The sequence below is a fragment of the Enterococcus sp. DIV0724b genome (genome assembly GCF_050531475.1).
GTDB classification, from domain to species: domain Bacteria; phylum Bacillota; class Bacilli; order Lactobacillales; family Enterococcaceae; genus Enterococcus_L; species Enterococcus_L haemoperoxidus.
Window position 1 is genome coordinate 570,491 of sequence record NZ_CP172890.1, and the last position, 24,920, is coordinate 595,410.

Here is a 24,920-nt window from a genome sequence, read left to right on the forward strand (position 1 = left end):
TTTCTTTTTATTTTGGCGGAGTGTCTAAATAATCATGAATAACATCCGCATATTTTTCGACGATCTTTTGCCCTTTATCCATTAAAATATAAATGCCAGGATCGACCATATTGACAATATAATCAGTAGTAAATTCTTTTCTCATCAATTGGATGGCTTGTTCTTTGGTATCACATTTAGTCAATCCATTTTCTTTCAATACCTCATTTAATTGGAACAAAGACCAATAATTAATAACAGTAGCATCATTCAAAATATCTAAATAGTCAGCAAATAGCAGTTCATTGGTTGTTTCTACTGGATCAATTCCTAGCTCCATTTCGAAGAATTCTGGAAACAGTTCAGTAGTGGACTGTTTTCCATTGACCCAATCGAGAATAATCACTTCACCGGGAAGTAAACCATCTTCATTACGGATCATGCTTTCTTTTGGAACGAGTTTCCCTGTACCGTTAGCAATGGATTCTAGCCAGGCATCAACATTCCGAGTTTCCGACATTACTGGGAATTCTGGATACGTTTCATAGATTGCGATGATTTTAGCTACTTCCTTATCTAAATTGATGCTCTTTTTTGGTTCGGTGTGTTTAAAAAAATCAAATAACCCCATATTTTTCTCCCTTTTTTATAGTAATGTATCCATGATTTTACCTAAATTTGTTGATACAAACTTGCATATCGTCGTGCAAAATAATCCAGAAAAAATGTTAAAGGATAATTACCGATACGCACATAGTTTGTCGTAGTCACGTTAATAGATAAATCGAATTGATTGGTCAGTGTATTTTGTGTATGTTGGGTCAAAAGAATCGATTTAGCTGGACTATCACTGATTTTTCTCATTAGTTCACTACTGCGATTCAGTAATGAGCCGTAAGATGAAATAACGATCACAATTGATTTTTTACTGAGATCTGTAACAAATGCTTCTTGTGTTTCCTCTGTTTCACCTACAAAAATCAGCTTTTGACTTAGTAGAAAAGATGTTTGCAGATCTTTTGCTAATTCCAAGGTTGAGCTATAGCCAATCAGAATGACTTCTTTTGCTTCATGGATATCTGCTAATATCTGATCGACTTGCGCAATATCGATTGTTTGTTGAACATCGTTTATTGCTGTGATAATTTCAGTTCCATATGAAGCAAGATAGCTTTTAGGATCACTTCTTAGATCAGTTAATTCGTGTTCTTTCATTCGTAAACCGCTGTGTTTTTTCATCGTTTCTAAAGAAACCAAAGATTCCCGTAAAGCAGCAAAGCTTGATATCCCAAAGTGACGGCAGAATCGTGTTAGTGTTGCTGGCGAGACAAAGCAGCGCTCAGCGATTTCAGTAATGGTCAGTATCTGAATATCAGTGAGATGAGAAAAAAGGTAAATGATGATTCGAGAATAGGTGGCATCTCGTTTATTTGTATTTAAATAATGGAGAAAATCAAATAGATCAAGCATCAAAAAAACTCCTTTAAAATGATTCATTTTCACAAGTATGAAAATGGATGTAAATAATGAAAATCACGCAAGAAACATAAAAATAACTTCGCATCTTCTCGTGTTAAGATAAGTTTATTAAGTCAATTATACACTAAATCAATGACTGAGAGGATGGAAAAAGATGAGTGGATTTCCACAAAATTTTTTATGGGGCGGCGCAACAGCAGCTAATCAATTTGAAGGGGCATTTTTAGAAGATGGTAAAGGCTGGTCAACGGCTGATACAGCAAGATTTATCAAAGCAAATGGAATCAGTATGGCAGAACTGTTAAGACCAACGACAAAAGCAGATGTTGAATTTGCGATGAACGATAAAGAAGGCGTTTATCCTAAACGACATGGAATCGATTTTTATCATAGATATAAAGAAGATATCGCATTATTTGCCGAAATGGGTTTCAAAACGTTCCGTTTATCGATTTCTTGGCCGCGGATTTTTCCAAATGGGGATGAATTAGAGCCAAACGAAGCCGGTCTCGCATTTTACGATGCAGTTTTTGATGAATGTTTGAAATATGATATTGAGCCGTTAGTGACGATTTCTCATTATGAGTTTCCTTTAGGTTTAACGTTTAAACAAAATGGCTGGGAAAGTCGCGACACGATTGAAGCTTTTGAACGTTATGCTCGTGTCTTGTTCAATCGTTACAAAGATAAAGTGAAATACTGGCTGACATTTAATGAAATCAATATCATCGGCATGACTGGCTATTTAAGTGGTGGTATTTTAGCTGATGGACAGAAAAACATGTTGCAAGCTCAATATCAAGCAGCGCACCATCAATTTATCGCAAGTGCTTTGGCAGTCAAAGCATGTCATGAAATTATTCCTGATGCACAAATCGGTTGTATGCTAGCGAGAATGGAAGCTTATCCTGAAACGTGTAATCCGCTAGATGTGATGGAAAGTGTCAATAGTGACCATACTAACTTGTTCTATTCAGATGTCCAAATTCGCGGCTATTATCCAAGCTATATGAACAAATTTTTCCGTGATCATAATATTACCATCAAAAAAGAAGCGGGTGACGATCAAATTTTACGTGAAGGAACCGTTGATTTTATGTCATTCAGTTATTATATGAGTAGTATCGCTTCTCATAAGAAAGACGGAGAGACAACAGGGGGCAATCTGCTTGGTTCTAAGAAAAATCCATATCTAGAGGCAAGTGACTGGGGTTGGCAAATTGATCCAGTTGGACTTCGTGTAACCTTGCATAAGCTATATGATCGTTATCAAATTCCTTTGTTTATCGTGGAAAATGGTTTAGGAGCTAAAGATGTGGTTGAAGCAGACGGCAGTATTCATGACAGTTATCGTATTGATTATCTAAGAAGTCATATCGAACAAATGGAACAAGCCATCGATGAAGGCGTAGATTTGATGGGCTATACTCCTTGGGGCTGTATTGATTTAGTTAGTGCTAGTACTAGTGAGATGTCAAAACGTTATGGCTTTATTTACGTTGATTTAGATGATGAAGGGAAAGGCACGTTAGATCGTTCTCGTAAAGATTCTTTCTATTGGTATAAAAAAGTAATTGAAACAAATGGAGCCAATTTAGAGTAAGAAAATAATCCCGAAATATATTCATGTAAGCGTTGCTTATTTCATTTCAATCGATTATACTAAACATAAGAAAAAAAACGTTAATGGCGAAGCAGTCATTTTATAGAGTATGTTACTGAATAATGCAGGCAGAACTCAAACTACCTAGGAATGTCCTTTCCTAGGTAGTTTGAGTTTTTTTTCTGGAAAGGAGTAAAACAAGTGAAAGTAAGTCAAATTTTAAACAACAATGTAGCAATTGTAAGTCGTGGAAACAATGAGGTTATTGTTTATGCTAAAGGATTGGCCTTTAGAAAAAAAGTCGGACAGGTAATCTACGAAAATGAGATTGAAAAGACCTATGTTCTAGATTCAAATGATATGTTAGAGCATTTTAGTTATTTGTTGTCCCATTCTGATGCCAATCACATTACTTTAGTCAATCAAATTATTGCTTACGGAGAAGAAAAGTTGGGTGAAAAATCAAATGATTATCTCAGTTTGACTTTACTAGATCATATTGAATTTGCATTGAAACGTGCAGCCAAAGGACAATTTATTCGCAGCCCGCTAACATGGGAAGTAAAGAAATTTTATCCGCAGCATTTTGACATTGGTATGTATGCATTGAACTTGATCAATGAACAATTTCAACTGACATTTCCAGAAGATGAAGCCGTTTCGATCGCGTTACACTTTGTCAATCTGCAGGAGGATAAGAATAATCTAGACGAAACGATCCGCTCTATGGAAAGTTTAAGAGATATCTTATCGATCATTCAGTACCATTTTCAAATCAAATTAGATGAAGGCTCTATGAATTATATGAGACTGATGACCCATCTGCAATATTTTATTCAACGAATCATGGCTAAAAATAGTTATGAAGAAAGTGACACGATTTTAAATGAGCAAATTAAATTGATGTATGCCAGTTCATTTGAATGCGTGCAGAAAATCAGAGTCTATATCAAGCAAAAGTACGCCTGTGATCTAACGATCGATGAAGAAACCTATCTTATGCTCCATATCCATCGAGTGACGAATCGGAGTCAAAAAGAGAGGACATAAGACAATGAAATATCAATCATTTAATGAAGAAATCATCCGTCTAGTAGGCGGAAAAGAAAATATCCAAGCAGTGGTACATTGTATGACTCGCTTACGTTTTACCTTAAAGGACCGTGAAAAAGCGAACACAGAAGAATTGAAAGCACTTGATGGTGTAATCGATGTTGTTTCTAATAATGTGGCGTATCAAGTTATTATTGGCACGCATGTTAATGAAGTTCACGCTGAATTGATTAGTATGCTAGGATTAACACCCAATGTAGGTGAGGAAAACGAAGTCAAAGAGAAAAAAAATCCATTCAAAGCTGCAATGGATCTACTTTCTGAAACAATGACACCAGTGATCGAGCCAATCATTGCCTCTGGATTGTTAGCTGGATTTTTATCCTTATTCTCAATCACAGGACTGATTTCTGCTGATAGTCCAACGTATCAATTATTAGATTCGATCCGTTCAGCTGTATTCTTCTTTTTACCAATTTTTATTGCAATGTCTTGTGCAAAACGTTTAAAAGCTAGTCCATATTTAGCAGTGGCATTAGCTGCAACACTTGTTTCAAGTTCAATCAATGATGTGGCTGGTTTAAGTATTTTCGGTATTCAGCTACCACAAATGGTTTATGCGAATTCTTTTATACCAATTATTTTAGCTGTTTGGTTTATGGGACAATTAACAGTCTTATTAAAGAAATATGTCCCTAAATTTTTACAGTACTTTTTAAATCCATTGTTGATCATGGTGATTTGTTTGCCTGTGACGTTGCTGATTTTTGGACCAATTGGCATTTGGATCGGTGATGGTATTGGCTGGTTCTTTGAAGTACTTCATAATACGTTTGGCAGTTGGATCGTGGTAATGCTGTATGCAGCCTTTCAGCCATTTTTGATTATGTTGGGTGCAGGGAATTTCATGATGCCGTTAGCATTGAATTTTGTGAATAAAATGGGGTATGATCCGATCTTTTTGGCAGCGGCAACCATTTCTGATTTAGCAGTATCAGGTGCCATGTTAGGATATTTTTTAAGAGCGAAAGACTCCAAACAAAAGCAATTGTTTGGAACAGTTAGCTTCAGTGCTTTAATGGGGGTTACCGAACCTGCGATTTATGGTGCATTTATTAAATTTAGAAGACCTTTTATTGCCGTTATGATCGGTGGTGGCCTGGGAGGTTTGTTTGCAGGATTAATGAATGTTAAAACGTATTCTATCGTTTGGGGCTTGATGGGGTTACCATCTTATGCGGATAATCAAGATTTTTCTAACTTAGTTTTTATGATTATTAGTGTTGTGATCGGTTTTGTTACAGCAGCAGTCGCAGCTTATATTTTAGGGATTCCTCAAGAGGAGAAATCAGTTCAGGCTAAAGAAGCACCCAAAGAAGAAGTTCTGGAAAAAACGATTGAATTTAAGAAGGTTCCATTATCTTCTGCTGTTGAAGGAAAAGTAGTTCCTTTAGCTGAAATTAATGATCAAGCATTTTCAACAGGTGCTTTAGGTAAAGGATTAGGAATCATTCCGACAGATAACAAGGTCCTTGCGCCAGTTTCTGGCGAAGTTTCTGCTGTATTTCCAACAAAACATGCTATTGGGATAAAAACAGAAGAGGGAGTAGAGGTGCTGATCCATATTGGTATTGATACCGTAGAACTGGATGGGAAGCATTTTGATACGATCGTAGAACAAGGCGCGATCATAGAAAAAGGGCAATTGTTATCTACAGTTGATTTTGCAGGAATTCAAAAAGATGGTTATGACCCAACAGTGATAGTGGTCGTGACGAATACAATGGATTATCTAGATGTGATTCCAGTAGCTCAAGAAAATTTATTTACTACGGATGAGTGTTTAACAGTTATTCTGTAAAAAATAATACTACAAAAAGGACAGACACATACACGTTCTCTTTCTAGTATAATAAAGAAGCATCCATTTTTTACTAACGGATCAAGGAGGTTTTTAAATGAATAAAAATGAATTTTTATGGGGTGGAAGTATTGCTGCTCACCAATGCGAAGGCGCTTGGAATCAAGATGGCAAAGGTGTAGCAATTATGGATCTTGTCACGCAAGGTACGTATGAAACGCCACGTGAAATCTGCCAAACGATTGAACCTGGGAAATATTATCCTTCTCATGACGGTATCGATTTTTATCATAGATACAAAGAAGATATTGCATTGTTTGCCGAAATGGGCTTCAAAGCACTACGAATTTCAATTGATTGGTCGAGGATTTACCCTAAGGGAGATGAACAAGAGCCAAATCAATTAGGGATCCAGTTTTACCAAAATGTTGTTAGTGAGCTATTGAAAAATAATATCGAACCGATCGTTACGTTGTATCATTTTGAAATGCCAGTTCATTTGGTCAGAGAATACGGCTCATGGACGAATCCAAAGGTGATCGATTTTTATTTAAATTATTGTCAAACAATGTTTGAAGCCTTAAAAGGAAAAGTCCGTTATTGGGTGACCTTTAACGAAATGAATCACATCGACCCTCAGACAGAAGCTTCAGATATTTTTACTTATATTATTGCAGGGTTGAAGTATACGGAAATGGAAAATAAAAAGCAAACACTGGCAACCATTAGCTATAATATGACGTTAGCAAGTGTGAAGGCTGTTAAATTAGCGCGTACGATCGATCCTACCAATCAAGTTGGTTGTGTATTCGGATTGACACCGGCCTATCCTTTAAATTGTGATCCGCAAAATGTCATGAATTCATTGAAAGAAACTGATCGCGAATTTTATCAGATCGATGCGATGTGTATGGGGAAATTCCCAGAATATAAACTGAAAGAATATCAAGCACAAGGGATCGATTTAACTGTTTCTAAAGCAGATCAACTAGCTTTTAAAGAAGGAAAATTAGATTTTATCGGTTTGAACTATTATTCTTCCAGTGTGGCCCATTATGAAGGGGATGACAACAACGAAGAAACCTTATTCGGTGGTGTCCAAAATCCTTATTTAGAGCAAAGTAAGTGGGGCTGGGCGATCGATCCAACAGGGTTAAGGTATCTATTGAATTATGTTTACAGACGTTACGGGTTGCCGATCATTATTACTGAGAATGGTTTGGGCGCACTTGATCAGTTGGAGGAAGATGGCTCTATTCAAGATGACTACAGGATCGAATATGTACAAAAACATTTGGATCAAATGGAAAAAGCAATCGTTGAAGATTATGTTGAGTGTTTTGGATATCTAATGTGGGGACCTATTGATTTAGTTAGCGCAACGACTGGCGAAATGAAAAAACGCTATGGTTTTATCTATGTAGATAAAAATGATGATCAGACAGGAACCTTGGAAAGGAAAAAGAAAAAATCCTTTGATTGGTATCAAGAAATCATTCAAAATAACCCCACATTTAAAGCCTGAAAATAGCAAAAAAAAGAGTGGATCAAAATGTTGTTTGTTTTGATCCACTCTTTTTTTTTCGGATAAATAACTAGTAAAAATACAAAAAGTTACTTATCTTGACCTATTTCTTCTTTTAAAAACCAAGCAGACAGTACAGAAAGTCCACCCATTAAATAATAACTTTTCTTTTTACTCATCAAACCATAACAGATTGCTGTTGTGCCCAATAATAAATTAATAGTAGAAGCTTTAGCTAATCGTTCGTCATTAGGTGTGGGCAAAGCAACGTTTACATTCAATGAATCATTGATCTTGTTTAAAGTAGAATTAATTTCAGTTAACAATAGTATTCCTCCAGTCATATAGTTATTCAATCACATTATCAATGGTAGAGTCTAAAATAAATTCAAAAATACTTTCAAAGTCATCTGTTACTCTATCACGAATAATAATGATACTTAATAAAGTATTGATAATTTCAAAGGCTTTTTTTTCACTTACTTTAAGGTTTAAATTAGCAATGTGTAAGGCTTCTTCAAAAAACTTCCAGTTGTCCGTTTTAAGCTCAGTAATGAGATCTGGCGGTAATTTACCAATGAAGGCTAAAAAATCAGGATTTGAGAAATCGTAAAGAAAAGGCGAATTTTTGTATTCTCTGAATAAAAATTTCATGGCTTCGACAAAACCTTTTTTAGAAGGGTTTGCATTTAAGATATTACGCCAATTGGTTTTCAAACGATTTTGTACTCTGTCTAATGTATCAACAAATAAATCTTCTTTTGTTCCATATAATAAGTAAAATGCACCAGTAGAAATAGAAGCTTTGGACGTTAATTCAGCAATATTGGTTTTCTTATAGCCGTTAGTTCCCCAGCTTTTTTCGCATTCCATACATAGAGTATTTCTTAATTCTGCTCTTTTTTCTTCCGAAAATCCCTTAGTGCCTGTCTTCATTAGTAGCCTACTTTCTAACGTTGAATATATTTATCTTAATATTCATAATTGTAGATTAAATAAAAAATTTGTCAAGTTTTTATCCTATATATAACCCAAAAAAATATTTGAAATTAGTATCTGTTACTAAAAATATTATAAACACTTGACAGAAATAATTGTAAGCATTATTATGTGAATATGAAGTTATGAATATTCATAGATAAATATTCAAAAAAGAAATGAGTGAAATTGTTATTGGATAATGTGTTAGAAATTAAAAATTTGAGGAAAGCATTTGGAGAGCAGCTTGTTTTAGACAACGTATCTCTTTCATTGAAAAAAGGGATGATCTATGGATTATTAGGTGCTAATGGCGCTGGAAAGACGACAATCATCAAAGCCATTTTTGATCTTGTAAAACCTCAAAGTGGAGAAATATATCTTTTCAATGAAAAAATGCCCCAGTCTGTAGAACAATACAAAAAAGTAGGTAGTATTATTGAAACGCCTGTTTTCTACGAAAATATGACTGTGGAAGAAAATTTACTCCTTCATTGCGATTATATGGGCGAACAATTTAAAAATAATATAGACAAAGTACTACAAGATGTCGGATTGTTCAATGAGAAAGAAAAAAGGATCGATCAACTATCATTAGGCATGAAGCAACGATTAGGTCTGGGCAGAGCGCTTTTGAACGAGCCTGAATTATTAATCTTGGACGAGCCGATAAATGGGCTAGACCCGGAAGGTATTATTGATTTTAGAAAGTTGATTTTATCGATTAATCAAACATATGGGACGACAGTCTTGATTTCTAGTCATATTCTGATTGAAGTATTCAAAATAGCTGATATGATAGGTATCGTTTCTAAAGGGAAACTGATCAAAGAAATTAGTAAAAATAGGCTAGAAGAGCTGGAGCTGGATATTGAAGAGTACTACCTATCCTTAGTTAAAGAAAAGGTGAGTGTATGACGAAGCTATTGAAAAATGAATTAAAAAAAATCAATTTAAAAAACCAGATCATTTCACTAATTGTGATGAATATCGTTGTGTTGTTGTTATCTATTTTCACAGCAAGTCTATTAGCTGACCCAACAAGTGAAGCCAATTCGGCAGGTATAGCAGTTCAACTAGGGACTTCCGAGTTAGCCTTACTGATTACACGAGCTATTTTAATTGTGTGGCAAGCGATTTTAATTGTTCAAATCATCATTGAAGAATACAAAACCAAAACGATCACAGTTTTGTTTACTTATCCATACGGGAAAAACCAGCTGATTCTAACTAAATTTTTACTTATTTTTCTGTTAACTGTAGCATTTGCGGTATTCTCAACACTATTTCAGGAAGTTAGCATTTATTTATTGAGCCAACGACTTACATTCGTTACATTTGTTCAAGAAAGTATATGGTCTTTGATCATCGTACTTCTTTCAAATAGTTGTCTGGGTTTTTTACCTTTATTTATTGGGATGAAGAATGTTTCAGTTATTGCAACAGTTGTTTCATCATTAGTTATTGTAGTAATCGGCTCTAATTCACAAGCCACACCTGCAGGGCTATTAGGAATTCCTATCGTTTCATTATTTTTAGGTGCAGTCAGTGTGATCTTGATGATCGTGACTTACCGTTCAATGTTAGTCAAAGAAATTTAAAAAAATTTAGCTTAGCAGGCTAGCATTACGGTTTGCTTCGACCAAACTAAGTAATCACTACTTAAATAGTAGTTTCAGATAAATAAGCCTGCTACGCTTTTATATTGAGGAGAATATAATTATGCCAAACAAAATTTTAGACAATTCATTTATCAAAATTCCTGATCAATCAGTTTTAATCTATGTGTGGAGCGGAACGATTATCTTGGGGATTGTGTTGCTTATTATGGGGTTGATTTTAGGGAAAAGAAATAAGAGTAAAAATAAAAATGTTTCTAAGGTCTTGATTTGGGGAGGCGTTGTTATTGTTTTAGCACAGGGAGCGCAATTACTAACCAGTTTATTATAGGAGAGAAAGGAATGTTTTTAAATGGATCAGATGACTCGTTTTTTTGAAAATATTGGTCAAAGCTTAGGGATCAAAGTGAAATTACCTAAAGTAACAAACAAGTATTCTTTGATTAGTTTACTCATTATGATTATTAGCCTTTTTTGTATAAAGATCTCATTTATCTTTCTAATACCAGGTGTTTTAGCTGGTGCTAACTTTTTATTAATAAATAAAAAGCGTTGAATAAAAGTGTTCATTCTAGGAATTGGCGCTTTTATATTTAGGAGGAAAAGAATGGAAATTGAAAATCGTGTGATTTGGAATAAGAACTTTGGATATATCATAATGGGGCAAACCCTTTCTGTTTTAGCAAATTCTGTTATGAAATTTGCTCTGTCGCTTTATATATTAGATTTAACAAAATCAGCTGCTTTATTTGGTACACTTTTAGCTGTCTCAATCATTCCAACAATTATCCTTTCACCAATAGGCGGTGTCTTGGCGGATAATTTCAATAAGAAAAATATGATGGTCATCATGGATGGTCTGTACGCTTGTATTGCTATTTTGGTTTATTTGGCTGTTGTTTCAAGAGCAAACATAGCTGTTGTAGCAATGTGTCTATTATTGATGTCAGTCGTTTCGGCATTTGAAACACCCATTGTTCAATCTAGTATGCCATTACTATTCAAAGAAGATAATTTATTAAAAGCAAACTCAGTGGTTAATCAAATCCAGCTGTTTGCAAATTTTGTTGGACCTATTCTTGCAGGATTTCTATATAGCCTAGTGAAAATCGAATGGATTTTTATTATTTGTTTTATTTTATTTTTTGGTGCTGCCTGCATTGAGTGTTTTATTAAAATACCGATTTTAATAGTTAAATTTGAAAATGGAGCAATCGCAACTGTTATCAAAGACTTGAAAGAAAGCTGGATGTTCATTAGAAAAGAAGAGCCAGCTATAATAAAAATAATCATTCTTTTAGGTGCGATCAGTTTCTTTATCTCAGGTTTGTTATTTGTTGGTATTCCTTATATTATTAGGATCGTTTTAGGTCTTAACAGCCAGTATTTAGGAATCAATCAAGGGTTGATTTCTTTGGCAGGAATCGGAGGCGCTATTATGGTCGGGGTATTTTCAAAAAAACTGAATATGAAAAATAGCTATTTGATTGTTGGATTATCTAGTCTTTTGGTTCTGCTTATGGGCGTTATTTTTATGATCAACATGCCTGATACAGTAACTTTTGTTTTGTTTACCCTGACGATCATGTTGCTACAAGCCTTGTTTACGCTTTTTTCAATTTTCGTGGTTTCAAATATCCAAGCGAATACACCTGTTCAATTAGTTGGAAAAGTAATGTCTTATGTAACAACGTTAAGCTTATGTGCACAGCCGCTCTCTCAAGCTGTATATGGACTTTTATTCGATATTTTTTCGAATTCAGTTTATATTTTGTTTTTATTTACAGGATTCGTTATGCTACTAGTGAGTTATTTTTCGAAGAATTCGTTTGAAAATTTTAATCAGTAAAATATAGAGCAAGAATCGAGTTACAGACTTATGTAAGAATGTTAATTTCAGTACTTGTGATAATTATAGGGGATTGAGTGATAACTTAAAGAAGTTGTCACTCAATCTATTTTTATTTAAAAGTGGACTTTTGTAACGAGCTCAGTAAGTGTTAACTGTTTTTGAATATTTTTTGAAAGAATCGATGAGCAAAGAGCAAATTTATAGTGATTATCAATGGTGCGAGAGTAAAATTGAGCATCATTTTTTATTTGTGTTGAGAGTAAAATTTTTTCGTCATTTAAAATAAATTGATACGTATCCAAGGGAACGGACAGACCCAGACCAATTTGTTTACTAAAAGCTTCTTTTAATGTCCAAATGGAATAAACTGCCTCTAATTGTTTTGCTTCAGTTTTTTTTGAATGGATGTATTCTTGTTCAGAAACAGAAAAGAAACTAGCTATGCCCAGAATATCAATTGGTTTCATTTGCTCAATGTCAATGCCAACAGGAGCGTTACTTACGGAACAGCAAACATAGTCCTCAGAATGAGTTAAATTAAAAAAATATCTGGATGAGAAGCTAAAAATGGCTTGCCATGTTTAGACGCTGAAAAAACTAATTCAGTAGGCTTCAATCGATAATAATTGAATAACATAGAACGTAAAAGAATGCCAGATGTGAGCGAATGGTCTAGTTTTAATAAATGTGTAAATAGCATAGATACCTCAGTCATCGTGATGAATAGAATGTTTAAAACATCGTAGGCGTATTTTATAATTTGATATAAGTAAGATTCATTTTATCTATTTCTTAATTTTTTTATTAATATATGACAAATAATACATTTTTAGATGAGTTTGGGATTTACGTTCCAAGCTCTCTCCTATTTTTTTAGCTAGTAAATTACTTTTTTGTGTACTAAAATCTGTTCTAAATTGAAATTTCTGTTATATAAAATATCGTTTTTCCTTATAATATAAAGCTTTTTTGAGCAAATATATGTAATATTATAGTTAGGAATGATAGACTGAACCTGTTATTAGAATTATCAGAAAGTTTTTTACCGTTTATATTGAAAGCACTTTTATGTAAGAGATAGACAATAGGAAAAGAGGAATAAAATGTACTATATGATTATGCCCTCTCACGATATCCGTCGGAATTTAGCGACGGAACAATATCTGCTAAATCAGCGAACTTTTGATGATCCACTGGTATTATTTTATATTCAAAAACCATGTGTCATCGTTGGGCGCAATCAGAATGTAAGGGCAGAAGTTGATTTGACTTACGCAAAAGAACACGAAATCACGATTACTAGAAGGTTATCTGGTGGCGGAGCAGTGTATGATGATTTAGGAAATTTGAGTTTTAGTTTTGTTGTGAATGCAGAGCACGAATCATTTGGCAATTTTAAACTATTTACTCAGCCGATCATTGATGCGTTACACGAAATGGGTGCACTAGGGGCTGAAATCAGTGGCCGTAATGATTTATTGATCGATGGGAAAAAATTCTCAGGCAATGCTATGTATACGAAAAATAAAAAAATGTATTCACATGGTACATTGATGCTGGATGTTGATTTGGATGAAGTCAGTCGAGTATTGACTGTTTCTGAAAAAAAACTAGCATCAAAAGGGACGAAGTCAGTCAGAAGCCGAGTAACTAATCTTAAACCATATTTAGCGAAAGAATACCAAGAAATTTCCACGGAAGCATTTCGTGATCGTTTATTGCTACATTTGTTTAAGGCCACAAGGTTGGAAGAAATCAAATCACAGGAATATCAGCTAACAAAAGAAGATGAGCAAGCAATCGATCAATTAGTATCAGAAATTTATGGAAATGATGCTTGGGTATTTGGTGAGGAACCGAAGTTTACAATCAAAAGAGAAGAAAAATTTACAGGCGGATTAATAGAAGCGAATATTTCTGTAGAGAAAGGCCTAATCTCAGCAATCACAATCTATGGTGATTATTTTAGCCAAAAAGATACGAAGGAAATCACAGACTTGTTGCTTGGCTGTAAGTATGATCAGGAATCAATTAAACAAGCGTTGGCTGAAACTTCAGTGGGGGATTATTTTAACAATGTTTCTAAAGCTGAGTTTATTCAGTTGTTGGTTGACTAAGGTGGAGGAAATAAGATGATTACGTTTAATCAAGTTTCAAAGAGCTACACTCATAATGGCGCAACTGTCACAGCATTAGATCATGTTGATCTACAAATTCAAGAGCACGAGTTATTTGGTGTGATTGGAGAAAGTGGTTCTGGAAAATCAACATTATTACGAATGATCAATACATTAGAACAACCTAGCAGTGGTTCTATAAAAGTCGCTGGAATTGATTTGATGACGTTAAGTGAGTCACAAAAAAGGCAAAGTCGTAAACAAATCGGTATGATTTTTCAGCAATTTAATTTACTTTACAACCAAACAGTCAATGAAAATATCGGGCTGCCTTTACGGTTGAATAAAGAGTATGATCGCCAAAAAGTTCAAGAGGTTTTGGATTTTGTACGTTTGACAGACAAAGGGGAGCAGTATCCTAGACAGCTTAGTGGGGGCGAAAAACAACGTGTGGGCATTGCCAGAGCCCTGATCACACAACCCAAGATTTTACTCTGTGATGAACCGACATCTGCTTTAGATGGTCAAAATGCGTACGACATTTTGACATTATTGCGCAGAATCAATCAAACCTTTGGGACAACGATGGTCATTGTTAGCCACGAATTAAATTTGATCAAGCAATTGTGTAACCGAACTGCAGTTTTAGAAAAAGGAAAGGTGCTAGAAACACTAACAATTCAACAAGGCCAGCAGCAACCACAGTTTAGCACCTATTATGAAAGAATTCGGGAGAGTTTAGGATGATGACAGCTTATATAGAGAAAATTAGTTATTACCTTCCAGAACTTACGAAATCTTTATCTGAAAGTGGCATCATGATTCTGATTTCAATCATTGCGGCTGTGGTAATTGGCTTACCTCTTGGAACGTTTGTTTACTTAACAAAAAAAATGCCGACTAAATCCAATCACTGGATAGGTATTTTCTTAAATGCTTATATTAATATTGTTCGTTCGTTTCCTTTTTTATTGTTTGTGGTTGCGCTTATTCCTTTTACGCGACTTGTATTAGGAACTGCATTTGGGACGTATGCAGCGTCTTTACCGTTAAGTTTTGTAGCAGTCGCAATATACGCTAGACTTGTGGAACAAGTCCTTTTAGAAATACCCAACGATATTTTAGAGCTTGCTCAATCTTTAGGTAGTACCAAGTTACAGTTGATCAGCCGTTTTCTTTATGTGGAAGCACGTTCGGGTTTAGTTTTGGCGTTGACATCAGTCGTAATCAGCATGGTTTCTTACTCAACCGTGATGGGTGTGATCGGCGGCGGTGGAATCGGAGATTTTGCATTGCGTTATGGGTATCAACGTTATGAGTATGCAGTAATGTATACGGCAATTGTGCTTATGATCATCTTTGTCAGTGTTATTCAAATTAGTGGTAGTTGGTTTGCTAAAAAAATAAATAAAAAATAATAGTTAGGGGCAAAATCATGAAAAAAAAATTATTGATCAGTATGTTAGTGTTGGCAGGGGTAGCAGTTGTTGGATGCGGTGGTCAGAAAAAAGCTGCGGATACAAAGAAAAAAGAAGATAAAATCATCAAAGTTGCTTCACACATCCCATCAACGGTCGAAGTAGTTGAGTTAGCGGGAAAAGAAATTGAACCTGGCTACAAAGTAGAACTAGTTCAAGTCAATGATAATATTCAATACAATGAATTATTGAATGCTAAAGAAATCGATGCAAACTTTGCTCAACATGAGCCATTTATGCAAAAGTTTAATGAAGAAAAAGACGGTAATTTAGTAGTTGTACAAAAAATTTATAATGCAAAAGTTGGTTTTTATTCTAAAGAGTTTAAAGATATAAAAGATCTTCCAGAAGGGGCGAAAATCGCATTGCCAAGTGATGTTTCTAATGAAGGTCGTGCATTAGCTATTTTAAATGAAGCTGGTTTGATCAAATTAAAAGAAGGCGTAGGATTTAATGGGACAATCAAAGATATCATAGAGAATCCGAAAAAATTTGATTGGGTATCTGTCGACTTATTAAACTTAGCGGAAGCGTATAATGAAAAAGATATAGCAATGGTCTACAATTACCCCACATATATTGCGAAAGTTGGTTTGACACCCAAAGATGCGATTTTATTGGAGAAGAAAGTGGATGATCGTTTTGCAATCAGCCTGGTTGCCAGAGAAGATAACAAAGATTCAGATAAAATTAAAGCGTTGAAAAAAGCGATGACAAGTGATAAAGTCAAAGAATTACTAGAAACGAAATACAGTGAAACGTTGACTCCAGCATTTTAAAAAAACGAAAAACAACGCAAGGGACAGGATTAAGATTGTCCCTTGCGTTGTTTTTCCTTTAAGAGTAGAGAGAGTTAGAATCAAATTTATATAGTGATTATAATTGTTTGTAGAAAACATTCTTGTAAAGCTTGGTACTAATAAAGCTGATCAATGCCTGCCATTCATTTGTATTCACAGGGTTATCAAAATAAAAGAAATTTTCATTAGGACAATCTCTTTCATAACAGTCTGAAATCAAAATATCGGATCGGTGAGGATCATCGACAAAGGCAATTGATTCCGAGCTAAAGAAACTGGCGAGACTTCTTTTTATTTCAGCTACGGTAATATGATTTTTAGAGTATTGAATAAAAATTTTTAACTTTTGCGATTGTTTAGAGTTGTCTATAAAGAAATAAAATAAATAAACCATATATGTGAAAAAGCCTTTTGATTTTAATTCACTGAGATAAGGTGCTTCTGAAAATAATTGCTGTGCAAGTTCTGAAAGCTCGACTTCCATTTGTGGGAAATCAGCATAGTCAGTCCCTAATTTTGAAATATTTTGGTCATTTTCAAACAAATCAGTATTATCGATAGATAAGTACGTAATAGAGGTCAAAGCAAGCAATAGTGAATAATAAGCAAAAAGATAATCCTCATGCTTAGGTTCAATAGCATAAGCTGCATAAACTCTATCCAAAATAAACGTGCAACTCTTTGAAATTGGTAAATCAGACTGGATAAAGGCAGTAGCTGTTTCTAGTTTTTGAGCATGCGTATCGCTATTGTAGATAAAAAGTCGACATAGAAAACCAAAATAGCATTCTTCTTGAATTAGAGCTTCCTCAGGAATATTTAGGCCAACAGAAAATTTAATTGGATGAATGGAATTGAGTAACTGAATTACTGCTAAAAAATCAGGTGCAATGTCTACCAACTTATTCCTATAAAGAATTCTCCAAATAGATAAGGTTTGGAAATACTTTAAGCGCCCTCTTTGTGACTCCGAAACATCATAGATAGCGACATCAATATCTTGAAGATAGCTCAAAGATTTTCTAAATGGCCAAACCACCCCTTTGAAAACAGACCAGTAATAATAAAATAAAAATAATCGAATATTTATCTCTGAGCCCTGGAAATTTGATTGTAAATTATCATCATTAAAAATAAGTTTGACATCAAAATAACCCAGAGCTTTATTGATGGTATTGAGGCTTTTATAAGTTTGAGCAACACTTAGGTTAATCTCCTGAGAAAGTGCTTCAACACTGTAGAAATAGTTTGAGAAAACAGAATGGAAAATCAAATATTCATGGGATTGCTGTATATAAAAGAGCCTTACTGAATCAATAACCAAGCTTATATTTGTACAATTATCGATCAAAACAGACAGAAAAATATCATTTTTGATTATACAAACATCTTCGGGAGAAAAAATTTCTGTCAAGTCGTCATTGAGCTCTTTAAGCTTTCGATAAATCAAATTTAAGGACAACTCAGATTTCTCTGCAAGTGTATTGACAGAGACCCCATTTTTACTAAACACAATTAATTTGAAAAGTTCGAATTTTTGTTTATCACTTTTTTTCATAAAAAAATTTTTCACAGGATACCACCTCCTTTGTGAATCATAATACTTATTTTAAAATAATCAATAAAAATATACGATAATTAAATAAAAAAAATAGAAAAATGAAAAACCAATGAAAAAAGAGCTCAGTCTCCTAAGCTCCTTTTATCTGTGTCGATTTACCCCATGATATTATTATTTTCTGTGGCGGCTTCAATAGCTCTTGCATAGTGATCCATATTGGTTTGATACTTGTCGATCGAAGTGAGATCTTTTTCGATATGACCTAAGCGAGCGTTTAATTCTTCAATTCTAGTTAACGTTTGTTGTAAAACTTCAAGCATACGTTCATCTGTGTTCATCATAAGTCTCCTTTTATTGTTCGTTCAATTTATTTACATAAATAGGTGCTTTTGATTTGTAAAACAAGGCATATAGAATTATACAAATCACTGGAATCAAACCTGCAACGAAGTATAAACCTTGGAATGAAAGGACACTTCGCAACTCTCCTAAAATATAAGGTCCTACACCCAAACCAAGATCTAAACCAATGAAGTAAGTGGACAAGGCAATACCGATTCGGTGACTGCTGGGACTGGCTTTTAAACAAATTGCTTGACCATTAGACATAAACGTACCATAACCTAAACCAATCAATCCACCTGAAACAAGCAACATCCAACCACTTGTGGTCACACTCAATAAGAGTAATCCTGCCGTTAGAAAGACAAAACTAGGATACATCACCGCATTTTCGCCACGAGCATCAAAGATTCTGCCAGACATTGGACGAGTCGCTGTGATCACCAGCGCATAGACTACAAAGAAAAAGGAACTAGCACCGACCAGATCGATCACTTTGGCATAAGAGGAAAGAAATGAAAGGACGCTTGAATAAGAAAGTCCCATCAAAAAGGCAATAAACGAAATAAATAGCACTTTTTTTTCAATAAAACTATCAAATGTCCAACGTGACAAACTGGCTTTATGAGCTACACTTAATTGAATATTTTTTACAGGGAAGATAAAACAAGCAATCGTTGTCAGGAAAATCAGCACGATCGAAAACGAAATAATAAAATAAAAACTCGTTGTATTTAACAAAATCATCCCAATAAATGGACCAATCGCTGCAGCTAAACTAGTGCTTAGCCCATAATAATTGATTCCTTCACCATGTTTTGATTTAGGAATATAGGCCGTCACGATCGCATTTGTCGCAGTCGACACCGTTCCATAACCAAAGCCATTGAGTAAACGAACAAAATAAAGAATTCCGATACTTGGAATATAGAGATAAGCAATCGTTGTGATGAGATAAAATAAAGCGCCATATCGCAAGACCGCTTTTCTACCAAGTAACTCCAACATTTTTCCCATAAATAGCCGAGCAAATAAAGTACCAATAATATAAATCCCAGAGGCCAGACCGGCTTGACCTAGTGAAGCATGAAGGGTATCTTGCGCAATCACTGCGATGATTACCATCAATAAGTAATAAACGAGATAGACCACAAAATTGATCAACGTAATGCTGATAAACCCTTTATTGAATAATTTTTCTTCTGAATGTTCCGTCATTGTTGCACGTTCCTTCTTTCTTGTTAGGATAAGCTTAAATTGCAAATTACAATTCTTTTCTGAAAGCTAGTTGTATAGATACTATACGAAAAAAGTTAGTAAAAAAAATGCGGATTTGTTTTTAAAAAAAGTTAGTAACAAAAAAGCACAACAAAAGTCATATACATTTGTTGTTGCTATTCGATGTGTTATCATCTTAAATAAGAATAGCTTTTACAGGAAATTTTCATATAAATGGTGAGGAGTTACTAAATGGACAGCCACGTGTTACAAGAATACTTAGACGATCATTCGTTTCCAATCGTAGTGAAGAAAAAGAGAACGTACCTTACTTATGAAGGGTTACAAGATCGCTATGCCTATATTTTAAAAAGCGGTATTATCAAAACCAGCGTTATTTCGCCAGATGGACGAGAATTCAATCTTAGATATATCAATAGCTTGGAAATCGTTTCGCTTTTAAGGGATGAATATTCCCAGTTTATCGATGCGCCGTTTAACATTCGAATCGAGTCAGAGCAGGCAGAGTTGTATCAGATCGATCGTGTTCAGTTTTGGAAGGATATCAATCAAAGCAAAGAACTGCAGATGTATGTGAAAGATTATTATCGTGTGCGTTTGATGTATTCAATGAAAAAGATGCAGCAGATGTTGATGAATGGAAAATTTGGCGCAGTTTGTACTCAGATTTATGAGTTATATGATACGTTTGGTGTGCAAATAGATGACGGATTATTGATTGATTTTGTGGTGACAAATGAAGAGATTGCTCATTTTTGTGGCATCACTTCTGCTAGTAGCGTCAATAGAATGATGCAGCAGTTGAAGGATCTAGGAGCGATCAAGATTCAGGAACGGAAGATTGTCATTACAGATCTGGAGATTTTGAAGGATAATATTATTTTGTAGAGCCACGTAGAGAAATTCTGATTTTGGACTGTTTGCTTACTGGATTAAATTGTGTGATAACCAGTTACGAAGTATAATGATAATATAAAAATCAAGAAAGAAGGAATCGATGAGCATTTAGCAAATGGATTCCTTTTTTATCTGTATAGATACAGTGAAAAGGAGAAATTATGAAAATCGATCGCTTGCTCAGCTTGGTAAATTTATTGACGGAAAATGACCGAATGACCGCCAAAGGGTTGTCAGAACGGCTGGAAGTATCTAAACGAACCATTTATCGTGATATTGAAACCTTGAATTTAGCGGGGATTCCGATTATTTCTTATTCAGGGATTCATGGTGGTTACGGTATCGTCGATGGTTACAAAGTAAGTAAACATGTCTTCTCAACTGAGGATATTTCGACGATTATGACAGGACTCTCAGCGATTCAAAGTATTTCAACATCCTCTGAAATTAGTCCTTTACTGGCAAAAATTGCCCCGAATACGAAGGTACAACAGCCGCAAAGTGATTTGCTGATCGATTTATCTTCCTGGTATAAACCAAATGAAGGAAACAATAAATTGGATGATTTACGACAAGCGATAGCAACGCAGCAAATCATTGTGATTCAATACCATTCCAAGAAAGGCTATTCTGAACGGGAAATAGAACCATACAAGCTTATTTTTAAAGCTTCACATTGGTATCTGTATGGTTTTTGTTTAAAAAGAAAGGCGTTTCGCTTATTTAAACTGACAAGGATTCAAACATACACACTGTTAGAGGAGCGATTTGAACTTAGACCGCTAGACCCTGTGGAGCTAACCAGAGAGTCTGAAATTGATTATTTAGAAGCGATGGTATCGCCAGACGTTCAGCAAATCGTCTTAACTTATGAGCAAAAAGATAAATTATATTTGATTGATAAACTAGGGGCAGAATTTTTTCAGGAACATGAAAAAGATTTAACTACTGGAACGATTGTATTTCCACTAATAAATCATAAAAAATCGGTAGACTTTATTTTACGTTTACAAGATAAAGTGCGAGTTATTGAACCGCCGAGCATAGTTGATGCAGTCAAAGCGAAAATCGAAGAAATGTATTTTCTTTACAAAAGCTGACAATCAGTTGTCACACTTCTGTTGTATGATGAATTCCAACAGGTATCTAGCTTATCCTTTTTCCATCAAATGGGGAAGTTGTTACCGTTATCTAGCTATGCGGGCTAGCTCCTCAGGAAAAAGATAAAAATAGTTTGTGGTAAAGAGCACCACAATCGATTTTTCCTATTTTCCAGTCGGAGCTGAACGAGCCCGCTTCGCTTTTGCTTTGAAACATGCCAAGAAATACAACGAAGTTATGAGTTGATATTGATTGGTACAAGGTGACTGAAAGGAACGTTGCTTCCTCCTGTTATTAAGATGTTGAAAAGTACAAGGTGTAGTATAGCGGAACGTTGTTACCGTATGTTATCTAGCTACGCGGGCTAACTCTTCGGGAAAAAGATAAAATCTAAATGAGGCAAAAAGTACCTCAGTTAGATTTTCCTATTTTCCTGTCAGAGTTAAACGAGCCCGCTTCGCTTTTGCTTTGAAACACAGTGAATAAAACGAACTGATGTTGAAAAGTACAAGGTGTAGCATAGCGGAACGTTGTTACCTGTATATAAGGAGGAATAAATCATGACAGAAGTGTTTTTTGTATTATTAGAAGAATATGCAGATTGGGAAGCAGCATCAATCGCAGCAGTCTTGAATCAGCAAGAGGGGTTCACGGTTAAAACTGTTTCAAATGAAAAACAAGCGATTCATTCAATGGGCGGTTTTTCGACATTACCAGATTATACGCTTGCCGAAGCGTGTCAAAAAGAGTTTATTGCGTTGATTTTAATTGGTGGAACGTCTTGGCGAACGGATAAAGCCAAAGAAGTCGATGCTTTAGTAGCCAAAGCGGAACAACAAGGTGCTGTGATTGCAGCGATTTGTGATGCGACTGTCTATCTGGGAAGTCTAGGGTTACTAAATGATCACAAGCATACAAGTAACCAATTACAAGACTTACAAGATTACGCTGGCGCGCGTTATACTGGTGGGAATCACTATTTAGAAGTTCAAGCAATAAGAGCAAACAACCTGATTACAGCCAATGGGACTGGGTATTTAGAGTTTGCGAAAGAAATTTTGTTGGCACTTCAAGTAATGCCTGAAAAAGAAGTGGAACAATGGTATAACTTTTACAAGTTAGGTTACTATGAAGCGATCAAACAAGAACTAAGAACTGCTGGTGCTGACCCTACTGATTAAAAGGACCTTTGAGTTTGTGGTTGAGGATTAGAGTGTCTGGTATAAAGAGTCCGAAATGGGAGGACGATCCCTTTGAATGTGTACACTTTTGTGTTACAATAATCAGTAAGACAAACGTGTACAAAAGGAGGTAATGAAATGAGCACTGTGACATTTAGATTATCTGATGATGAAAAAGAATTCATGCAAAAAATGGCTGATTTTAATGGATTATCTTTATCTGAGCTTGCTAGAACTAAAATTTTGGAAAGTTTAGAAGATCAAATTGATTTAGAAACTTATAATAAACTGATGAAAGAACATCAAACGAAAGACGAAAGTATTTCTCATGCGGAAATGATGAGGGAACTTGGTTTATGACGGTGAAAAAGTATGTTGTTCGGTATGAAAAGGAAGCGCAAAAAGTATTAAAAAAGATGGACCGATTCCAAGCAAAGCTAATTCTCTCATGGATTGATAAATATCTAGAAGGTATTGAGAATCCTAGAATGATAGGTAAGGGATTAGTTGGTAACAAAGATGGACAGTGGCGTTATAGAGTTGGAGACTATCGTATTATTGCGGATATAGACGATGAGACAATAACGATTCTTGTTGTGACAATAGGACACAGGAAAGATGTTTATAAATGAATAGTAGAAAAAGGCTTAGCAAGTGACTATTCGCTTCTAAGCCTTTCATTTGTTTTAAAAAGGGAAATTGAAGTTTAGTAGGAAATGCTGGGCAATATTTAAAAATTCTTTTGTTTGTAGATGACCAATCACTTGAACATTACGTCCACCTTTTTCTGTAAAATCCAGTGAATAAACTTGTTTTGTATTTACTTTGCTTTCTTTCTCAAAAACCTCATTATTTATTGAAACAAAGTAAGGTTGTTTCGACTTAGTTGAAGTGATTGGGCAGACAATAATTAAATTTGAAGAAAGGTTGTATTCATCACGACTCATGACTAAAGCGGGACGTCTTTTTTTTATTTCACTGCCCTTTGAAGGCTCAAAATCAATGGTTACAATGTCTCTTTGTTTAATCATCGAGTTCATTTCCTCTAGGTGTAAAATCAGTTGCTAAATGGTCATCACTATCTGTAAATTGACCTAGTTTAGCATTAGCAAAGTAATCATCAACTTTTGGAATGAGAGAAATAATTCCTTCATTATCTTTGTAGTAAAAAAATTCCTGACCTTCTTTTACAGCTAACTTACTTGATAAGGTAACCATAATTGCATTGCCTTGTTTTCTTGCTTTTACGGTATCCATGAGATGACCTCCTTTTTTACAATTATACCATGTAATTACAAGTAATTACATGGATGTTGTATTAAATTTTTAGCCTATCAATTTATCCCTTACACTATCTAAGTACGCAAAGAAACATTCCTTTTTTTTTAATCAACTATTTTGGTTTTGTGTAATAATAGCCAATTGTTTTTGTGACTCAGCTATCAGAGATTCAAACTCTTTATTAAACGTCTCGAACAATTTTGCACTAGCGTAATACTGTTTAACGACCTTTTTTTTGTTGATTGGTGTCGTTGGATTGGTAAAATACTTTTCAAGAACTTCCAATGGTTGTTTCCAAGATTCTAAGCGTTCCAGTGAATCTCGAAGATTTAGAATCTCTTGATACGGGACAGTTTTAATGCAGATGACGGAATTTTTCATGATAGTTCTCCTTTTCTTATTGGTATGTAGAACAAAAGAAAAAATGAAAGCTGTCTGTCTCTATCGTTGAATTAGGCCAGTATGTAGGGACTTCTTTGTATAACCAGAGAAAAATTCAAAAAGTGTCTAGAAATTCTTAAAAGAATTAGGTACAATAAAGAAGCTAGTGCTACGGTACTGGTAAATGGGCAACTTGGATAGAGAGGGATTGCTTTCTATTCAGGGCTTCATTGAACGGTTGGCGCCGAACAATGAAGTGCCTATTTTTCTTTTTCTCAAAATTTATAGGATAGAAACAAAAAAAGACGATCCACAGGTGACCTGTAATCGTCTACAAATAGGCAAGATAAAGAAACTATAAAATGTGTCGTCACTATAGAAGTGTACAACAAAAATAGATCGATCCTTACGCTATTGGCAAAGTTGTTTTACAGGGATTGCTGTTTAAACAAGGCTTCTGGTTTGGTTGGCGCCAGACCACGAAGAGCCAATTTATTTATTTTTAATGTTAGTTATTTCTATCCTATGCGTTTTATTATACAGAAAGAGTGGCTTGTTCACAACGAATTTTTTTGGGGGAAGGGATTAAATAA

At 34.8% G+C, this 24,920-nt stretch carries 29 protein-coding genes; 18 read left to right on the plus strand and 11 right to left on the minus strand.

The genetic code is table 11. The annotated features are described in order from the left end of the window. Positions 1-7: 7 nt before the first annotated feature. Both IGJ02_RS02655 and IGJ02_RS02660 read right to left on the minus strand, forming a co-directional pair. On the minus strand, positions 8-610 hold the full coding sequence (locus tag IGJ02_RS02655; protein ID WP_430603178.1) for a hypothetical protein: 603 nt from the start codon (positions 608-610) through the stop codon (positions 8-10). A 41-nt stretch (positions 611-651) separates the two neighbouring features. After that, a complete protein-coding gene (locus tag IGJ02_RS02660; protein ID WP_430603180.1) occupies positions 652-1,449 on the minus strand; it encodes a MurR/RpiR family transcriptional regulator in 798 nt (265 codons plus the stop codon). A 163-nt stretch (positions 1,450-1,612) separates the two neighbouring features. On the opposite strand from IGJ02_RS02660, the gene IGJ02_RS02665 reads away from it, so the two are divergent. The 4 genes from IGJ02_RS02665 to IGJ02_RS02680 all read left to right on the plus strand — a co-directional run bounded on the left by IGJ02_RS02665 (position 1,613) and on the right by IGJ02_RS02680 (position 7,500). Further along, entirely contained in the window at positions 1,613-3,061 is a 1,449-nt protein-coding gene (locus tag IGJ02_RS02665) for a glycoside hydrolase family 1 protein (RefSeq protein WP_430603181.1), read from the plus strand. A gap of 201 nt (positions 3,062-3,262) precedes the next feature. Further along, positions 3,263-4,111, plus strand: a complete 849-nt coding sequence (locus tag IGJ02_RS02670; protein WP_010761616.1) for a PRD domain-containing protein — start codon at positions 3,263-3,265, stop codon at positions 4,109-4,111. A gap of 4 nt (positions 4,112-4,115) precedes the next feature. Next, on the plus strand, positions 4,116-5,975 hold the full coding sequence (locus tag IGJ02_RS02675; RefSeq protein WP_430603183.1) for a beta-glucoside-specific PTS transporter subunit IIABC: 1,860 nt from the start codon (positions 4,116-4,118) through the stop codon (positions 5,973-5,975). Positions 5,976-6,072: 97 nt separating this feature from the next. Further along, entirely contained in the window at positions 6,073-7,500 is a 1,428-nt protein-coding gene (locus IGJ02_RS02680) for a family 1 glycosylhydrolase (protein WP_010761614.1), read from the plus strand. Between the two features lie 89 nt (positions 7,501-7,589). Here the strand turns inward: IGJ02_RS02680 and IGJ02_RS02685 are convergent, their stop codons facing one another. Further along, on the minus strand, positions 7,590-7,826 hold the full coding sequence (locus IGJ02_RS02685; RefSeq protein WP_010761613.1) for a hypothetical protein: 237 nt from the start codon (positions 7,824-7,826) through the stop codon (positions 7,590-7,592). A 22-nt stretch (positions 7,827-7,848) separates the two neighbouring features. Then, positions 7,849-8,436, minus strand: a complete 588-nt coding sequence (locus IGJ02_RS02690) for a TetR/AcrR family transcriptional regulator (RefSeq protein WP_430603185.1) — start codon at positions 8,434-8,436, stop codon at positions 7,849-7,851. Between the two features lie 246 nt (positions 8,437-8,682). Between IGJ02_RS02690 and IGJ02_RS02695 the strand changes: the two genes are divergently transcribed. The 5 genes from IGJ02_RS02695 to IGJ02_RS02715 all read left to right on the plus strand — a co-directional run bounded on the left by IGJ02_RS02695 (position 8,683) and on the right by IGJ02_RS02715 (position 11,946). Beyond that, on the plus strand, positions 8,683-9,396 hold the full coding sequence (locus IGJ02_RS02695) for an ABC transporter ATP-binding protein (RefSeq protein WP_430604061.1): 714 nt from the start codon (positions 8,683-8,685) through the stop codon (positions 9,394-9,396). Then, the gene (locus IGJ02_RS02700; protein ID WP_430603186.1) at positions 9,393-10,079 is read left to right on the plus strand and encodes an ABC transporter permease; all 687 of its coding nucleotides are present in this window, start codon (positions 9,393-9,395) and stop codon (positions 10,077-10,079) included. Before IGJ02_RS02695 ends, IGJ02_RS02700 begins: the two co-directional genes overlap by 4 nt. 121 nt (positions 10,080-10,200) lie before the next feature. Further along, positions 10,201-10,428, plus strand: a complete 228-nt coding sequence (locus IGJ02_RS02705) for a hypothetical protein (protein WP_430603187.1) — start codon at positions 10,201-10,203, stop codon at positions 10,426-10,428. A gap of 21 nt (positions 10,429-10,449) precedes the next feature. Beyond that, positions 10,450-10,653 carry a hypothetical protein gene (locus IGJ02_RS02710; protein WP_430603188.1) on the plus strand — a complete coding sequence of 68 codons (204 nt, stop codon included), beginning with the start codon at positions 10,450-10,452 and terminating at the stop codon, positions 10,651-10,653. Between the two features lie 51 nt (positions 10,654-10,704). Next, complete coding sequence (locus tag IGJ02_RS02715; RefSeq protein WP_430603189.1) at positions 10,705-11,946, plus strand: MFS transporter; 1,242 nt, start codon at positions 10,705-10,707, stop codon at positions 11,944-11,946. A gap of 116 nt (positions 11,947-12,062) precedes the next feature. On the opposite strand, the gene IGJ02_RS02720 is transcribed toward IGJ02_RS02715, so the two are convergent. Then, positions 12,063-12,518 (minus strand): 4'-phosphopantetheinyl transferase family protein, encoded by a 456-nt coding sequence (locus IGJ02_RS02720; protein ID WP_430604062.1) that lies wholly within the window; start codon positions 12,516-12,518, stop codon positions 12,063-12,065. Positions 12,519-13,052: 534 nt separating this feature from the next. On the opposite strand from IGJ02_RS02720, the gene IGJ02_RS02725 reads away from it, so the two are divergent. Genes IGJ02_RS02725 through IGJ02_RS02740 form a run of 4 tightly spaced genes read left to right on the plus strand, consistent with a single transcriptional unit; the run spans position 13,053 to position 16,323 of the window. Next, positions 13,053-14,066 (plus strand): lipoate--protein ligase, encoded by a 1,014-nt coding sequence (locus tag IGJ02_RS02725; RefSeq protein ID WP_430603190.1) that lies wholly within the window; start codon positions 13,053-13,055, stop codon positions 14,064-14,066. Positions 14,067-14,081: 15 nt separating this feature from the next. Further along, positions 14,082-14,813, plus strand: a complete 732-nt coding sequence (locus tag IGJ02_RS02730; protein ID WP_010761600.1) for a methionine ABC transporter ATP-binding protein — start codon at positions 14,082-14,084, stop codon at positions 14,811-14,813. Then, the gene (locus IGJ02_RS02735) at positions 14,810-15,484 is read left to right on the plus strand and encodes a methionine ABC transporter permease (protein WP_430603192.1); all 675 of its coding nucleotides are present in this window, start codon (positions 14,810-14,812) and stop codon (positions 15,482-15,484) included. The genes IGJ02_RS02730 and IGJ02_RS02735 overlap by 4 nt, the downstream gene beginning before the upstream one ends. Before the next feature lie 17 nt (positions 15,485-15,501). Next, entirely contained in the window at positions 15,502-16,323 is an 822-nt protein-coding gene (locus IGJ02_RS02740) for a MetQ/NlpA family ABC transporter substrate-binding protein (RefSeq protein WP_430603194.1), read from the plus strand. 97 nt (positions 16,324-16,420) lie between these two features. On the opposite strand, the gene IGJ02_RS02745 is transcribed toward IGJ02_RS02740, so the two are convergent. The 3 genes from IGJ02_RS02745 to IGJ02_RS02755 all read right to left on the minus strand — a co-directional run bounded on the left by IGJ02_RS02745 (position 16,421) and on the right by IGJ02_RS02755 (position 19,465). After that, the gene (locus tag IGJ02_RS02745; RefSeq protein WP_430603195.1) at positions 16,421-17,917 is read right to left on the minus strand and encodes a helix-turn-helix domain-containing protein; all 1,497 of its coding nucleotides are present in this window, start codon (positions 17,915-17,917) and stop codon (positions 16,421-16,423) included. Positions 17,918-18,060: 143 nt separating this feature from the next. Continuing rightward, complete coding sequence (locus IGJ02_RS02750) at positions 18,061-18,243, minus strand: hypothetical protein (RefSeq protein WP_010761596.1); 183 nt, start codon at positions 18,241-18,243, stop codon at positions 18,061-18,063. A gap of 13 nt (positions 18,244-18,256) precedes the next feature. Further along, positions 18,257-19,465 carry an MFS transporter gene (locus tag IGJ02_RS02755; protein WP_430603196.1) on the minus strand — a complete coding sequence of 403 codons (1,209 nt, stop codon included), beginning with the start codon at positions 19,463-19,465 and terminating at the stop codon, positions 18,257-18,259. A gap of 252 nt (positions 19,466-19,717) precedes the next feature. On the opposite strand from IGJ02_RS02755, the gene IGJ02_RS02760 reads away from it, so the two are divergent. The 5 genes from IGJ02_RS02760 to IGJ02_RS02780 all read left to right on the plus strand — a co-directional run bounded on the left by IGJ02_RS02760 (position 19,718) and on the right by IGJ02_RS02780 (position 23,297). Beyond that, on the plus strand, positions 19,718-20,374 hold the full coding sequence (locus tag IGJ02_RS02760) for a Crp/Fnr family transcriptional regulator (protein WP_430603197.1): 657 nt from the start codon (positions 19,718-19,720) through the stop codon (positions 20,372-20,374). 170 nt (positions 20,375-20,544) lie between these two features. Then, complete coding sequence (locus tag IGJ02_RS02765) at positions 20,545-21,483, plus strand: helix-turn-helix transcriptional regulator (RefSeq protein WP_430603198.1); 939 nt, start codon at positions 20,545-20,547, stop codon at positions 21,481-21,483. Between the two features lie 561 nt (positions 21,484-22,044). Continuing rightward, positions 22,045-22,665: a type 1 glutamine amidotransferase family protein gene (locus tag IGJ02_RS02770; protein ID WP_430603200.1), complete on the plus strand. Its 621-nt coding sequence runs from the start codon at positions 22,045-22,047 to the stop codon at positions 22,663-22,665. A gap of 138 nt (positions 22,666-22,803) precedes the next feature. Then, the gene (gene relB / locus IGJ02_RS02775) at positions 22,804-23,025 is read left to right on the plus strand and encodes a type II toxin-antitoxin system RelB family antitoxin (protein ID WP_111248472.1); all 222 of its coding nucleotides are present in this window, start codon (positions 22,804-22,806) and stop codon (positions 23,023-23,025) included. Next, complete coding sequence (locus IGJ02_RS02780; protein WP_430603201.1) at positions 23,022-23,297, plus strand: type II toxin-antitoxin system RelE family toxin; 276 nt, start codon at positions 23,022-23,024, stop codon at positions 23,295-23,297. The genes relB and IGJ02_RS02780 overlap by 4 nt, the downstream gene beginning before the upstream one ends. Before the next feature lie 54 nt (positions 23,298-23,351). On the opposite strand, the gene IGJ02_RS02785 is transcribed toward IGJ02_RS02780, so the two are convergent. The 3 genes from IGJ02_RS02785 to IGJ02_RS02795 form a co-directional block, all read right to left on the minus strand. Further along, positions 23,352-23,705: a type II toxin-antitoxin system PemK/MazF family toxin gene (locus IGJ02_RS02785; protein WP_181429534.1), complete on the minus strand. Its 354-nt coding sequence runs from the start codon at positions 23,703-23,705 to the stop codon at positions 23,352-23,354. Continuing rightward, entirely contained in the window at positions 23,689-23,922 is a 234-nt protein-coding gene (mazE, locus tag IGJ02_RS02790; RefSeq protein ID WP_111248475.1) for a type II toxin-antitoxin system PemI/MazE family antitoxin, read from the minus strand. Before mazE ends, IGJ02_RS02785 begins: the two co-directional genes overlap by 17 nt. 132 nt (positions 23,923-24,054) lie before the next feature. After that, a complete protein-coding gene (locus IGJ02_RS02795; RefSeq protein WP_430603203.1) occupies positions 24,055-24,327 on the minus strand; it encodes a hypothetical protein in 273 nt (90 codons plus the stop codon). Positions 24,328-24,920 lie beyond the last annotated feature (593 nt).